Origin of the sequence: Aldersonia sp. NBC_00410, from assembly GCF_026342035.1 — a bacterium.
GTDB lineage: Bacteria > Actinomycetota > Actinomycetes > Mycobacteriales > Mycobacteriaceae > Aldersonia.
This window is the reverse complement of sequence record NZ_JAPENM010000014.1, coordinates 17,307-30,665: the sequence shown is the minus strand read 5'-3', so window position 1 is coordinate 30,665 and position 13,359 is coordinate 17,307. Positions and strand designations below refer to the sequence as shown.

At 66.2% G+C, this 13,359-nt stretch carries 13 protein-coding genes; 11 read left to right on the top strand and 2 right to left on the bottom strand.

The genetic code is table 11. From position 1 onward, the window contains the following. Nucleotides 1-53 precede the first annotated feature (53 nt). Entirely contained in the window at nucleotides 54-1,739 is a 1,686-nt protein-coding gene (locus tag OG921_RS24645) for an AMP-binding protein (protein WP_266115184.1), read from the top strand. Beyond that, entirely contained in the window at nucleotides 1,736-2,362 is a 627-nt protein-coding gene (locus tag OG921_RS24640) for a MarR family winged helix-turn-helix transcriptional regulator (RefSeq protein ID WP_266115183.1), read from the top strand. Before OG921_RS24645 ends, OG921_RS24640 begins: the two co-directional genes overlap by 4 nt. Nucleotides 2,363-2,378: 16 nt before the next feature. Here the strand turns inward: OG921_RS24640 and surE are convergent, their stop codons facing one another. Beyond that, complete coding sequence (gene surE / locus OG921_RS24635; protein ID WP_266115182.1) at nucleotides 2,379-3,155, bottom strand: 5'/3'-nucleotidase SurE; 777 nt, start codon at nucleotides 3,153-3,155, stop codon at nucleotides 2,379-2,381. 249 nt (nucleotides 3,156-3,404) lie between these two features. Here surE and OG921_RS24630 point away from each other — a divergent pair, with 249 nt between their 5' ends. From OG921_RS24630 to OG921_RS24590, 9 genes are all read left to right on the top strand, one after another. Beyond that, nucleotides 3,405-5,138 (top strand): PEP-utilizing enzyme, encoded by a 1,734-nt coding sequence (locus tag OG921_RS24630; protein ID WP_266115181.1) that lies wholly within the window; start codon nucleotides 3,405-3,407, stop codon nucleotides 5,136-5,138. A 156-nt stretch (nucleotides 5,139-5,294) separates the two neighbouring features. Then, entirely contained in the window at nucleotides 5,295-5,456 is a 162-nt protein-coding gene (locus tag OG921_RS24625) for a hypothetical protein (protein ID WP_266115180.1), read from the top strand. Next, nucleotides 5,449-6,507, top strand: coding sequence for a TIGR03857 family LLM class F420-dependent oxidoreductase (locus OG921_RS24620; RefSeq protein WP_266115179.1), 1,059 nt, complete (start codon nucleotides 5,449-5,451; stop codon nucleotides 6,505-6,507). The genes OG921_RS24625 and OG921_RS24620 overlap by 8 nt, the downstream gene beginning before the upstream one ends. 76 nt (nucleotides 6,508-6,583) lie before the next feature. Then, the gene (locus OG921_RS24615; RefSeq protein WP_266115178.1) at nucleotides 6,584-6,940 is read left to right on the top strand and encodes a hypothetical protein; all 357 of its coding nucleotides are present in this window, start codon (nucleotides 6,584-6,586) and stop codon (nucleotides 6,938-6,940) included. Beyond that, nucleotides 6,937-8,073: a phosphotransferase family protein gene (locus OG921_RS24610; RefSeq protein WP_266115177.1), complete on the top strand. Its 1,137-nt coding sequence runs from the start codon at nucleotides 6,937-6,939 to the stop codon at nucleotides 8,071-8,073. Before OG921_RS24615 ends, OG921_RS24610 begins: the two co-directional genes overlap by 4 nt. A 9-nt stretch (nucleotides 8,074-8,082) precedes the next feature. Further along, on the top strand, nucleotides 8,083-8,676 hold the full coding sequence (locus OG921_RS24605) for a histidine phosphatase family protein (RefSeq protein WP_266115176.1): 594 nt from the start codon (nucleotides 8,083-8,085) through the stop codon (nucleotides 8,674-8,676). A gap of 214 nt (nucleotides 8,677-8,890) precedes the next feature. Then, nucleotides 8,891-9,700, top strand: a complete 810-nt coding sequence (locus OG921_RS24600) for an IclR family transcriptional regulator (protein ID WP_266115175.1) — start codon at nucleotides 8,891-8,893, stop codon at nucleotides 9,698-9,700. Between the two features lie 45 nt (nucleotides 9,701-9,745). Continuing rightward, nucleotides 9,746-10,759 (top strand): PDR/VanB family oxidoreductase, encoded by a 1,014-nt coding sequence (locus OG921_RS24595; RefSeq protein ID WP_266115174.1) that lies wholly within the window; start codon nucleotides 9,746-9,748, stop codon nucleotides 10,757-10,759. Nucleotides 10,760-10,771: 12 nt separating this feature from the next. Continuing rightward, on the top strand, nucleotides 10,772-12,004 hold the full coding sequence (locus OG921_RS24590; RefSeq protein WP_266115173.1) for a cytochrome P450: 1,233 nt from the start codon (nucleotides 10,772-10,774) through the stop codon (nucleotides 12,002-12,004). A 144-nt stretch (nucleotides 12,005-12,148) separates the two neighbouring features. Here OG921_RS24590 and OG921_RS24585 read toward each other — a convergent pair whose 3' ends face one another. Continuing rightward, nucleotides 12,149-13,339 carry a S9 family peptidase gene (locus OG921_RS24585; protein ID WP_266115172.1) on the bottom strand — a complete coding sequence of 397 codons (1,191 nt, stop codon included), beginning with the start codon at nucleotides 13,337-13,339 and terminating at the stop codon, nucleotides 12,149-12,151. Between the last annotated feature and the right edge of the window lie 20 nt (nucleotides 13,340-13,359).

The window sequence follows — 13,359 nt, the reverse complement described above, 5'->3', positions numbered from 1 at the left end:
CGGCCTATCGGACCGTCCGGCAAAGGTGACTGAGTATTCGCAATTGGAGGATCGTGTACCCACCGGCAATCGTCGCGGAACGACCCGACGCCAGCGCCTATGTGATGGCGGAGTCGGGGCTGTCGATCACCTACCGCGAGCTCGACGAACAGTCGAACCAACTGGCCCACTTCTGGCGGGCGCACGGCGTTGCGGCGGGGGACACGGTGGTCATCGTGATGGAGAACAACATCGTCTGGCCGGTGGTGATGGCCGCCGGCATGCGCAGCGGTCTCTACGTGACCCCGGTCAACTGGCATCTGAAGCCCGCGGAGCTCGCCGTTTTGTTCGAGGAGGCGGCGCCACGGGCGATTGTGACCAGCCGTGCGGTCGCCGACACCGTCGCCGAGGCGCTCGCCCGCAGCGGCGTCACCGGTGGCGTCACGATCTGCGCCGACGGCCACCAGGAGCGGAGCCTGCGCAGCGACCAATCGTCGGAGCGGAGCCTGCGCAGCGACCAATCGTCGGAGCGGAGCCTGCGCAGCGACCAATCGTCGGAGCGGAGCCTGCGCAGCGACCAATCGTCGGAGCGGAGCCTGCGCAGCGACCAATCGTCGGAGCGGAGCCTGCGCAGCGACCAATCGTCCCGTCCCGGATTCGCGACCTTCGACGATGTGCTCGCCGGGCAACCGACCACCCCGATTGCCGACGAGCTCCTCGGCGCACGCGTCCTCTACAGCGGTGGCACCACCGGCCGGCCGAAGCGGTTCGCTCAGCAGCTCCTCGGCGTCCACCCGGCCGACGCCCCGCAGCGGCACTCCGGCCTCGTCGAAAAACTCGGCGTCGATGCGTCCACGCGGCTGCTGTCGCCCGCGCCGAATTATCACGCCGCGCCGTTCACCTTCACGCTGATCACCCTCGCCGCCGGCGGCACCGTCGTGTGCATGGAGCGGTTCGACGCCGCGGCTGCGATGAAGGCGATCGTGCGCCACCAGATCACCCACTCGCAGTGGGTGCCGACGATGCTCGTCCGGCTGCTGCGTCTACCCGAACGCGAACGCATCGCACTGTCGCCGAGTCATCGGGTGGCTTTCACCTCGGGCGCACCGTGCCCGGTGGACGTGAAGGAGCAGATCCTCGACTGGTGGGGCGCCATCCTGCACGAGTATTACGGCGCATCGGAAGGATACGGGCACACCTACATCGGCCCCGACGAGGTTCGCGACCACCCGGGATCCGTCGGACGGCCGTTCGGTGCGGCGCGGGTACGTATCGTCGATGCCGACGGAGCGCCCGTCGACGATGGTGTACGCGGCCGGGTGTGCTTCGAGAGCACCACACCGCAGACCTACGACAGCGCGGGCGAGAAAGCCGCGTTGCGCCAGATGGGCGATATCGGTTACCTCGACGACGGCTACCTGTATCTGGTTGGGCGCGAGGGATTCATGATCATCTCCGGTGGCGTGAACATCTATCCGGAAGAGATCGAAGAGGTGCTGCTGAGCCATCCCGACGTGATCGACGCCGGCGTGGTCGGCATCCCCGATCCGGAGTTCGGCGAATCGGTGAAGGCGGTCGTCGAGACCCGTCCGGGTTCGGTGCTCACCGATACCGGCCTTATCGCGTTCTGCCGGGAACGTCTCGCGCACTTCAAGGCGCCTCGGGTCGTGGAGTTCACCGACGATATGCCGCGACTGCCCACCGGCAAGCTCGACAAGCGAAGTCTTACAGCACGTTTTGCACAAGGAGAGAAAGTATGACAACCACCACCGACAGCGACCTGGTCGAGGTCATGCACGCCCTTCGGGTCAAGGGCCTGGCCTCCGACGCCGTGCTCGCCGCGATGACTGCGCTGGAACCCACGACACTAAGTGACGTCGTCGACACCATCGTCGACGCCGGTTGGGCCAACCGCCGGGAAGGTCGCATGGCCGGGACGATGCTGACTCCGGCCGGGCGAGCGCGGTACGACGAGTTGCGTGCCGAGCGATCACTCGACGACGCGCAGAGCCGGACGGTGGCCGAACTGTATGCGGCGTTCCTGCCGATCAACACCGACTTCAAACAGATTTGTGCCGCCTGGCAGATGCGCGATGACACCACACCCAACGACCACACCGATGCCGAGTACGACTCCGCGGTCATCGCGGACCTGGCGGCCGGGCACGATCGGGTGAACGCCATCCTCACGACCGCCGCCGAAGGCATGCCCCGCTGGTCCCGCTACCAGGTCCGGCTCGATTCTGCCCTGGCCAAGGTACGAGGCGGCGACAAGGCCGCCTTCGCCCGCCCAATGTACGACAGCTACCACGACATCTGGATGGAACTGCACCAGGACTTGCTCCTCACCGCCGGGCGCGAGCGCGGAACCGACGACGAGTAGCCCTCCCTTAATCACCTCACCCGATCGCCGCCGCCAACGCCGGCAACCCGTCCCCACTGAGCGCCCCGAGATCCGCACCTACCGAACTCAACGGCGTTACCGAGACGAACCCGTCCACCACCGCAGCACCATCCGTCCCCGACGCGAACCCCGACGATCGCTCCACCCGGCGCAACACCAGGTCGCCGTCGGTTCGCGCGACGCGCAGGGTGAACATGCTCTTTGCTCCGAGATCTGCGATCCGAATGCCTTGGAGCGCAGCGAAATCCAGTTCCGGTACGTTCACGTTGAGAGTCAGCGGATCGGCCGCCGAATCGCGGGCGCCGAACCACTGCACAAGACCTCGGGCGACCTCGGCTGCGGTGTCGAATCGGTGCCCAGGGGCGAATCCCGTGCTGATCGCGAGTCCGCTGATACCTGCGACGCGGGCGGCCAGCACCGCACCGACCGTGCTCGAGAACAGCACCGAGCGTCCGGTGTTGTGCCCGGGATTGATCCCGCTCACCACGAGATCCGGTGGTGGGCCGAAGGTCCCGGAACAGAAGGCGATGGCGGCCAGCGCGGGCGGGCAGTCGAGCGCGTAGACGGGAGTGTTGCCGAGCGCATCGATCCGTTTCTCGAACAGCGGGATTCGGGAGCCGTCCTCGATGGTGCCCAGCGAGCTGCCGCTGCCGCTGCGCTCGGTGAGCGGTGCACCCACGGTCACCTCGTGGCCTGCCGCGAGCAGCGACTCCGCCACGGCGACCAAGCCGACGGCGTCGTAGCCGTCGTCGTTCGTGACCAATACACGCATTGCCGGCTCCTCTCGGGCAGTATCGCCCTCGTTCACGATAGTGACTCACGCGTCACAACATTGTCCAGCCAAATACGCGTAGCCGACCTCCAATAAGCCGCTCCTGTCGAGAAAAGCCACGTCGGGCCATATTGACAGAGTGAGGGCCGTCACACAATAATGTGACTAAAGGTTCGCTAATCGGCACGCTGTCGGAAGGCGGAACTGCGGCACCACCGAACTCACCGCGACACGGAAGGAGGCCGCCAGATGACCGACTGGCCCCTCATGGACGACACCTCGAAGCTCTTCCCGCTGTACTCACGTGCGAATGTCGGTGAGATCTTCCCGGACCCCATCACCCCGCTGAATGCGTCGCTGGGCTTTCAGCACTGCCTCGAGCCGGGTTGGCGGGATGCGTTCGTCGCCTGCGGTGTCTGGGATCCTGATCTGTACGACGAGACCGTCGACTTCAACATCTTGCCCGCCTTCGGTAGCTACCTGTACATCAACATGTCGCTGATGCGGCTGTTCGGCGTTCGGGTGCCGGGAATGTCCGCCGAAGCCGTCGACCTGCAGTACTTCGGCGACATGCCGGGCATTCCGAGCTACGAGAGCGAGAAGCGGGACTTCGACGAGAATCCCGAGTACGAGGCCAAAGCCGGCGCGTGGCTCGCCGAACAGGTGCTCGGCGCCACCGATCTCGCTGCCTACGACGCCGATCGCGTAGAGGTCGAGGAGATCCGCCGGACGCGTCCGGATTTGGGCGCACTCACCGACGTCCAGCTCATCGACCGCATGAACTCGTTCGAAACCCTGCTGCGGCGTCTCTTCAAGCACCACATCGAGGCCAGCCTCAAGAGCGGCGTCGGGCTGGGCGCGATCGCACAGCTCGCCACGGCCGTCGGCAAGCCCGAGCAGGCGCTCACCCTGGTGACCGGACTCGGGAACGTGGACTCCGCCGGGCCGTCGCTCGGTATGTGGAAGCTCAGCCGACTCGCTCAGGACCCGGATATCGCGGCCCTGTTCGACCGAGGCACCAAAGGTCTCTACGCGAACCTGCTCGCATCGGATTCGTCTGCGGTGCAGAACTTCCGGGCAGCACTGGACGAGTTCCTCGCCGACTGGGACTTCCGTGGACCGGCCGAGTGGGAGATCCGGGCGATCACCTGGGGCGTGGACCCCGATCTCGCGCTGGCGACTCTCGACCGCATGCGCAGTGTCGCGGAAGCCGAAGCGCCGGAGTCGAAGGCCTCCGAGCGGTCCGCGCAGCGCGATGAATCGGCTGCCGCGATCCGGGAGATGCTCGCCGCAGACGCGGATGCGTCGGCTCAGTTCGAAGCGGTGCTGAACGCATCGGCACTGTGGATGCGTGGACGCGAGCGGGGCCGGACCACGGCAGCAATGCTGATGCACGAGATCCGGCTGGCCGGGCTCGAACTCGGCCGGCGCTACGCCGAGCAGGGCGCGCTCGAATCACCCCGCCAGGTGTTCATGTTGTTCGCCTCGGAACTGCCGGACTTCGTGGCGAACCCGACGAACTACACCGCGACGGTGGCCGAGCGTGAGCGCAGCTATCTGGATCTGTTCGACCGGAAGCCACCCTTCGTCGTCGACGGAACGCCGCCGCCGGTGGCCGAGTGGGCGCTGCGAGCCGACAGCTCGGCGACCGTGGCTGCCGTAGGCGAGACCATCACCGGTGTGCCTGCTTGCGGTGGCACCGCGAAGGGGCGGGCGCGGGTCATCACCAGCCCCGATGATCCGTCGGCGCTCGAACCGGGCGACATTCTGGTCGCGCCGCTCACCGACCCGTCCTGGACGCCGCTGTTCGTCGCCGCCGCCGCGGTAGTGGTCGATGTCGGTGCGCCGTTCTCGCACGCCGCGATCGTCAGCCGCGAACTCGGCATCCCGTGCGTGGTGTCGGCAACCGAGGCGACCAAGCGCATCACCGACGGCGCGATCGTCGAAGTCGACGGCACCGCAGGCACCGTCACCCTCGTCTGACGCTCGACGAGGCCACAGCTCGGTCGGCCCCGGACGCACCCATTCCTGGGGCCGGCCGACCCACCCCGCTCGATCCAACCGTCCGGTCTCCGAGGTGCGAGCGCCAGCCGAGCCACGAAGGGCGAGAACAGCAACCCCGACGGCGGGTGATCAGCCGTGTCCAACTACCGGGAGTTCCGCATGCATGCCTCCGACGTCCGCACCGGCCGCGGCGACGATCTGTTCGTCTCGATGGTCACCAACTCCTTGGCCCACGCCCGCGACCACGACGCGCTCGGCAGCCTGCTCCAGGTCGCCGGTGAGGTGGCCCATGTCTGAGCGCGCCGGCATCGGTACCGACCAACTCGGTTTCTACACCCTCGGCGGCCACGTCGACTCGCCCCGCGACATGCTCGACGAACTCGCCTCGGCCGAGTCGATGGGCCTCGGGCAGGCGTTCATCTCCGAACGGCTGAATGTCAAAGAGGCATGCGCACTCTCGGGTGCCGCCGGCGCCGCAACGACGACGATCGGGATCACCACCGCGGCGACCAACATCAACACCCGGCACCCCGCGATCACTGCGGCCTTCGCCACCACGATGCACCGCCTGACCGGCGGACGTTTCGCCCTCGGGATCGGCCGCGGGTTGCGTCCGCAGATCGCCGGTCTCGGACTCGGTCAGACCACGACCGAACAGATGGAGGAGTTCGCCCACCTGATGCGTCGCCTCTGGCGAGGTGAGGTCGTCATCGACTACGACGGCCCGCTCGGCCGGTTCCCCAAGCTGGCGCTGGATCCGACCTTCAACGAGCAGATCCCGTTGTGCACCACAGCCTTCGGATCGCGTACCCTGCAGCTCGCCGGCCGGGCCTACGACATGGTGGTGCTCCATACCTTCTTCTCCGACGACACCACCGCGCGCGTCGTGCAGGAGATCCGCGATGCCGCAGAGCGGGCCGGGCGGGATCCGGCGTCGGTCAAGGTCTGGTCGTGCTATGCCACCGTCTGCGACGAGATCGACGAACAGACGTTTCTGAAGAAGACCGTAGGCCGGATCGCCACCTATCTGCAGGTCTACGGCGATCTGCTCGTCGAGACCAACCGGTGGGATCCCGCAGCGCTGGAACGCTTCCGCGCGTCCGAGGTCGTGCAGGAGCTACCGGGTTGGGCGGACGCCGTCGGCGACGCCGCGACCTTCGACCGCCTGCGTGCCGTGGTGCCTGCGGAGTGGCTGGCCTGTGCCGCCACCGGTTCCGCAGAACGCTGTGCGGCCCTCGTTCGCGATCAGTTCGATCTCGGTGTCGACGGCGTCATCATGCACGGCGCAACACCCACCGAACTGTCCTCGACCGTCGAGGCCTTCACCAAACAACCACAGAAAGTGTGAGCTCCGTACCCATGGTCGAATGACAGATCCGGTCCCTGCTGCCCGCCGAAGCCTGAGGATTCCGAGAGGGAGAACCATGTCCGAGAGCCCTGTCAGTCTGGTCGAGCGATACCTGTTCGAGCTCTACAACAACAAGAACGTCGACCTTGTGCGCGAGATCTGTGGTGATCCGATGACTCGACACTCCGCGGGGGCCGTCACCGAGCTCACCCGGGACGAGCAAGCCGAACGCATCACCAAGGACCTCGCCGCTCATGACCCGTTCTTCACTGTCGTGACCCTCGTCGGCGACGACACATTCGCTTCGCTGACCTGGAACGCCGAGCGGCGTTCGACCGGCGAGAAGCTCTGTGGCATCGAGATCTTCAAAGCACGCGACGGTGTCATCACCGACGTCTGGAACTCCAACTATTTCGAAGGGTCATGGTCATGAGCACTGACATCACCGGTATGGAAACGGCGAGCGCCGAGGCGCCGCGACTGATCGACGTCGTCGACGAGATCGACGCCGCGTGGATTCAATCGGTTCTGCGTCACTCCGGGATTCCCGCCGCTGCGGTTGCCGGTGTCTCGCTGGCCCCGATCGGTGCGGGCAACGTCAGTGACACCGTGCGGGTGAGTATCGACTACGCGGGCGAACCAGGCGACGCGCCCTCGGCACTGGTGGTCAAACTCCGCCCCAGTAACGCGGACATCCACGCCCATGGACTCCGCAGCGGCGCCTACCATCGCGAGATCGGCGCCTACCGATCGATCAGCGAACGACAATCCTGCCGAATCCCGTTGAAGTACTGGGTGGCCGGTGACGAGACCACCATCAACCTGGTGATGGAAGACCTCAGCACATCGACCACACCGGGTGACCAGGTGGCGGGCGCCGGACCGGAGGCCGCCGAGGCCGTCGTCGTCGAGTTGGCCCGGCTGCACTCCGAGTACTTTCCCCTGACGGACGAGTCCGCGGACGACTGGATGATCCGCCTGCCCGACGTGTGCGACTACTGGTCGGATGCGGCCGGTCGCGGAGCTGCCATCGCTCTCGACCGTTTTGCCGACGATCTACCGGTCGAGTCCCTGGACGCGATCCGCGAGGCAACCGAACTGGTACGTGAGTGGCACCTGCTCCCGCATCGACGGTTGACGTTCACCCATGGTGACCCGCGTGTCGACAACGTCCTGTTCGACCAGTCCGGCGACAGCGTGTCGGCCGTCATCATCGACTGGCAAGTCACCGGGTTGCGGAACCCGATGTACGACGTCGGCTACTTCATGTCCGGCAGCGTCGACGTTGCCGACCGCCGCGCGCACGAGATGCGACTCATCCGGCGCTATGTCGAGGTCTTCGGCGAGCGCGCGGCCGGCTACGACTTGGCCACCGCCACATCGGATTACCAGATCCAGGTGCTCAGCGGTCTGTACATCTCGCTCGCCGCCCTCGACGTCCTCCCGGACAACCCGGTCGTGAACCGCCTGATCCTGGCCCTGCTGGAACGCAACTGTGCGGCCGTCATCGATTGGAGATCGGTTGCCGCACTGCGCAATGTCACGCTCGCGCTGGGTGTTGGGTGACGCCGCGGCATGGACTTGCTCCTCATCCGCCACGCCCAACCGTTCCACCTCAGTGATCCGGCGGGTGCCGACCCCAGTCTCACACCGGAGGGGGAGGGACAGGCGAAGCGACTTGCCCGCGCGCTTGCCGATGGCCGCTATGGGAAAGTGCAGCGACTGGTAAGCAGCCCTATGCGGCGGGCAGCGCAAACCGCCGCGTTCGCTGCCGCGTCGCTCTCGCTCGATACTGTGGTCGACGACCGTCTCGCGGAGCTCGACCGGGGCTGGACCACATACGGACTCGACCTGGACTCGTACACCGAGCGGAAGCTGCTGTGGCAGGACATGAACGCCGGCCGGCTCGGTGTGAACGAGTTCGACGTTGCGGCCTTCCGATCACGCGTCCTCGCCGGCATCGACGCGTCGGTCGATCATGTCGGCGGTTCCACGACTGCCGTCGTATGCCACGGCGGCGTCATCAATGCCGTCCTCTCTCATATCGTCGGTGCGGCTCAGATGTTCTTCACCGAACCCTTCTACACCTCGGTGAGCCGAGTGCGCGTGGAGCCCGATGGCTACCGCGAGATGTTGTCGCTGAACGAAACCCATCACCTGTGGGATTGACCAACCGCGCAACGTTCCCAGGACACGGAACGGTCGCGCGACGAGGGTGCCACCCGATCGCGGCGTTGGTCGAGCGTCCATGTGGCCAGTATTGGCCAACGGGTCGAGAAGCATGGTGATCTTTGGCGGAGCAAAATCATCGTGCTCGATCGCGACGTGTGGCGGCAGCCGAAGGTTGTCGACAGTCGGCCGCTTCGGTGTCAGTCTCGATGCCATGGCGCGATCGATGTCTGGTGAGTCTGTCCTGCAGCGGGTGGTGCGAATCCTGGAGGTGTTCGACCCGGAAAATGTAGCGGTGTCGGTGACCGACATCGCGGAACGGGCCGGCCTTACGTTGTCCACGGCGTCGCGGCTCGTGGATGAACTGGTCGAGCACGGTCTCCTGCAACGGGATCGGAATCGGCGGGTGCGCATCGGGGTCCGGCTGTGGGAGCTCGCGTCGCGGGCGGCGCCAATGCGCGGACTGCGGGATGCGGCGATGCCGTTTCTGGAGGACCTTCATGCCATCGTGGGGCACCACGTGCAGATTGGTGTCCTGGACGGCACCGAGGTGCTGTTCATCGAGCGATTGTCCAGCCCGGGTGCGGTGATCAACCTGACGCGAATCGCGGGGCGGCTGTCCCTGCACGCGTCGTCTTCGGGTCTGGTGTTGCTCGCACACGCGCCGAGCGAATTCCAAGATCAGATCATCACCGGTCCGCTGCCCCGGTACACCGACCGGACGATCACCGATCCGCGGGCCCTGCGGGTGTTCCTCGCCGAGATCCGCCGGTCCGGCGTCGCCATCTGCCCAGGTTTCATCCACGACGACGCGATGGGGATCGCCGTCCCGATCCGTGACCGCGCCGATCGGGTGGTCGCCGCACTGTCGGTGGTTGTCCCCCGCGAAGAAAGAGCAACCGTCCTCGTATCCATATTGCAGGCGTCCGCCCGCGGCGTTCAGCGCGAGCTCGGGCGTCCGATGTCTCCAGCAGAAATGTCTCCGGCAGAAACCGCAACCAGCCAAGTCGCTCCCATTCAATGAGATATGCATTGTGACCTAGAGCACCGCTGGGCGATCGTCGTTGCCATGACCACAGTCGTCGACCCACCAACGCACGCGCAGTCGACTGCCGACATTCCGTCTCTGGTGGCGTCGGCAGCCGCCGATGGTCTCGTTCTCGCGGTCGTGGCCAAGACCGACCTCGCCGACGGTGTCTGCGAGCTGACTTTCGCCGACCCCGCTGGGCGGCGGCTACCGGATTGGGCGCCCGGAGCGCACATCGACGTCATCCTGCCCGGCGACCTGGTCCGCCAGTACTCGCTCTGCGGAGATCGGTGGGACCCCTTCCACTACCGGATCGCGGTGCTGCGTGAGTCGGATGGGCGGGGCGGTTCGGCGTACATTCACGACACCCTGGCCGTCGGCGACCGACTGCCGATCGGTGGGCCGCGCAACAACTTCGCGCTTGTGCCCGCCCACCGCTACGTATTCATCGCGGGCGGTATCGGGGTCACGCCGATCCTGCCGATGCTGGATCACGCCGATCGTCTCGGCACTCCGTGGGCACTGACCTACGTGGGGAGGTCGGCACGGTCGATGGCCTTCGCGACCGAGCTGTCGGCCGATCCGCGGGTCACGGTGTGGCCCAGCGTCGAACGCGGGCCATTCGACCTCGCAACGGTTTTCGCCGATGACCTTACCAAGGCAAAGGTCTACTCCTGCGGACCGGAGCGATTGCTCGACGCCGTTCGGGCCGCGGGTGCCGACCTGCCGGCGGGATCCTTGCGAATCGAACACTTTGTACCCAGACGACTCTCGGCCCCGGTCCGCGACCGTTCCTTCGATGTCGAGCTGCGCCGGTCGGGCGTCACCGTGAGCGTTACGCCCGAGACGTCCGTGCTCGAGGCGGTCGGTGCCGCCGGGGTGCCGATGTTGTCGTCGTGCCGGCAGGGCACGTGCGGCACCTGCGAGGCGACCGTCCTGGATGGGACGCCCGATCATCGCGACTCCCTGCTCGCCGACGACGAGCGAAGCCGCAACGACTGCATGTTCCTCTGCGTTTCACGGTCATGCTCGGACCGCCTGGTCCTGGATCTATAAGGGAGACAACAGATGACCATCACTCAGTACCGCAACCCGGCGGTAGGATCGGCTCCGGTCAGCGATGTCGACCCGTTCGGACACGACATCCTCGAGAACCCCGACGACTTTCACGCGCAGCTGCGCGCCGCCGGCCCGATCACGTATCTGAGTCGCTACGACGTGTACGCGATGGGCCGCTATGACGACATGCACGCGGCGCTCACCGACTGGCAGTCGTTTCAGTCGGGCGCCGGCGTGGGCCTCAGCAACTTCCGGTACGAGAAGCCCTGGCGGCCGCCAAGCCTGTTGCTGGAGTCCGATCCACCGGTACACGATTCGCCACGCGAGGTGCTGTCCGCAATCCTGAGCGTCCGCGCGGTCCGCCGGCTACACGAACACTGGTGCCGGGACGCCGAGGAGTTCGTCGCGAGCTTGCACGCCGACACCGACCTCGACGCCGAATGCGACGTCGCGGCGGTGTTCCCGCTGCGGGTTTTCCCGGACGCGGTGGGCATCGGGACCGCCGGCCGCGAGAATTTGCTGCCGTACGGAGACCATCTCTTCAACGCCTTCGGACCGCACAACGACCTCGTCGCCAAGGGCGAGCCGCGGATCGGCGAAGTGTCGCGATGGGTCAACGAGCAGTGCGCCCGGGACCGGTTGGCACAGACCGTCTACGGCGATCAGCCCACATTCGGTGCGCAGGTGTGGGCGGCCGCCGATCGGGGGGACATCACCGTCGCACAAGCGCCCACCATCGTGCGTTCGCTGCTGTCTGCCGGCGTCGACACGACCGTGCATGGACTCGGCGCGGTACTCTACGCGTTCGCTACCCACCCCGATCAGTGGGCGAGGCTGCGGGCCAATCCGGCGTTGGCCCGGATCGCCTTCGACGAGGCGGTCCGGTGGGAATCGCCGGTGCAGACGTTCTTCCGCACTGCCACCCGTGACATTCGCGTCGGTAATGTCGTGGTCCCCGAGGGCCGAAAGATCCTGATGTTCCTGGGCTCGGCCAACCGCGATCCGCAGCGCTGGGATGAACCCGATCGGTTCGACCTGGCCCGCGACCCGTCGGGTCACGTCGGCTACGGGATGGGTATTCATCAATGCGTCGGCCAGCATGTGGCCCGGCTGGAAGGCGAAGCTCTGCTGATCGCGCTGGCGCAACGATTCCGTCGGATCGAGCTCACCGGGGTGCCGACACGACATCACAACAACACAATGCGTGGATGGGCGTCGATTCCGGTCGCGTTCGCGGAGTGACTGCGCACGGTGACGCCGCATCGGCCAGACTCGAATCGAAGAAGGCGGCGCCGGGATTGACGGTGCTGGCTTCCTGCCGGCGTTGATGAGAGTGGAGCCGACGGAGTCCTCGGTACCGGTTGTGACCGGTACCGAGGATGCCATTCAGCGAGCTGCGCTCGCGTCGGCGACCACCCGGGTCTGCGCCAGTTCGCCGAAGGTGTCGGCCACCCAGTCGGCGACGTATTCGCTGACGTAGGGCAGATGATCGAGTCCGACGTGTTCGGCTCCGCCTTCGCGCTGGGTGAAGATTCGCAGATGGCGCTTCGGGCTCGCGGTGGCCTGTTCGTAGGAGCGGTGGGCGTATTCAACCGGAATCTGTCGGTCGTTTTCGCCGTGCACGATCAGGAAGGGCACCGAGATCTGTTCGACCACGCCGTCGAGGTTGACGCCGTCGGCGAAGTCGAGGAACTCATCGAGGTCCTCGAAACCCCACACCCACAGCACATGACGCCAGTAGTGCGGCACGGGGCGTTCGCCTTCGCGCTCCACTCGGCGACGTTGTACCTTGCCCCAGTCATGATTTGCACCCCAGGCGACACAGAGCGCGAGCCTCTTCTCGAACGCCGCGGCGCGGGGCGCGTAATAGCCGCCGAGCGACCAGCCGGCCAAACCGATTCGGGTCGTGTCGATCCCGTCGACCGTCTCTAGGTAGTCGACGCACGCGGCAGCCCATTCCTCGGACTCGATCTGTGAGGTGAGCCCCTGCAGACGTAGCGCTTCGCCACTTCCGGGGCAATCGACCATCAGCGTGGCGATACCGCGCTCGGCCATCTCGTGACCGAATCCCGAGGTGTACTGGTGTTCCTTGGTGCTGTCGAGGCCGTTCCACAGGATCATGCACGGCGTCGAGCCGTCCACCTGGGCGGGGCGGGTGAAGTAGGCCGGCAACGTGGTGTCCCGGTACGGGATGGCGACCCGGGTGGTGAGCGGGTCCGCGAGTTCGAAGGAGCGCTCCATCAATTCGATGACGCGCCGATAGATGGCGTTGCGGTCGGGTGCATCCGCGCTCTGCATCCGTTCGGCGTTCACGAGGTAGTTGGCGGCGCGTCCGTACATGCGTCCTGCGGTGCGCGAATGCCCCTGGGCGAGTTCGCTGTCGGCCTGGTCGACGAGATCGTCGACCACCGCGGTCCAGGACGCGAGAAATTCCTCGGTGCCGGCGTCTTCCCCTCGGCTCGCGGCCTCCTTGATGGGGCGGCAGGCGCGGTCGATCTCGTCGATGTAGCCGCCGCTGTTCAGCGTGGCGACGGTGCCGAGGTTCCAGACGTAGTTGCCGGGAAAGTATTCGAACATGGTGTGTTCCTTCGTGTGTT

Excerpts from the sequence above, each read along its gene's own strand:
- OG921_RS24630 (WP_266115181.1), top strand. The coding sequence starts at position 3,405 with ATGACCGACTGGCCCCTCATGGACGACACCTCGAAGCTCTTCCCGCTG.
- OG921_RS24640 (WP_266115183.1), top strand. The coding sequence starts at position 1,736 with ATGACAACCACCACCGACAGCGACCTGGTCGAGGTCATGCACGCCCTT.
- OG921_RS24600 (WP_266115175.1), top strand. The coding sequence starts at position 8,891 with ATGGCGCGATCGATGTCTGGTGAGTCTGTCCTGCAGCGGGTGGTGCGA.
- OG921_RS24615 (WP_266115178.1), top strand. The coding sequence starts at position 6,584 with ATGTCCGAGAGCCCTGTCAGTCTGGTCGAGCGATACCTGTTCGAGCTC.
- OG921_RS24620 (WP_266115179.1), top strand. The coding sequence starts at position 5,449 with ATGTCTGAGCGCGCCGGCATCGGTACCGACCAACTCGGTTTCTACACC.
- OG921_RS24610 (WP_266115177.1), top strand. The coding sequence starts at position 6,937 with ATGAGCACTGACATCACCGGTATGGAAACGGCGAGCGCCGAGGCGCCG.
- OG921_RS24595 (WP_266115174.1), top strand. The coding sequence starts at position 9,746 with ATGACCACAGTCGTCGACCCACCAACGCACGCGCAGTCGACTGCCGAC.
- OG921_RS24585 (WP_266115172.1), bottom strand. The coding sequence starts at position 13,339 with ATGTTCGAATACTTTCCCGGCAACTACGTCTGGAACCTCGGCACCGTC.
- OG921_RS24605 (WP_266115176.1), top strand. The coding sequence starts at position 8,083 with ATGGACTTGCTCCTCATCCGCCACGCCCAACCGTTCCACCTCAGTGAT.
- surE (WP_266115182.1), bottom strand. The coding sequence starts at position 3,155 with ATGCGTGTATTGGTCACGAACGACGACGGCTACGACGCCGTCGGCTTG.
- OG921_RS24590 (WP_266115173.1), top strand. The coding sequence starts at position 10,772 with ATGACCATCACTCAGTACCGCAACCCGGCGGTAGGATCGGCTCCGGTC.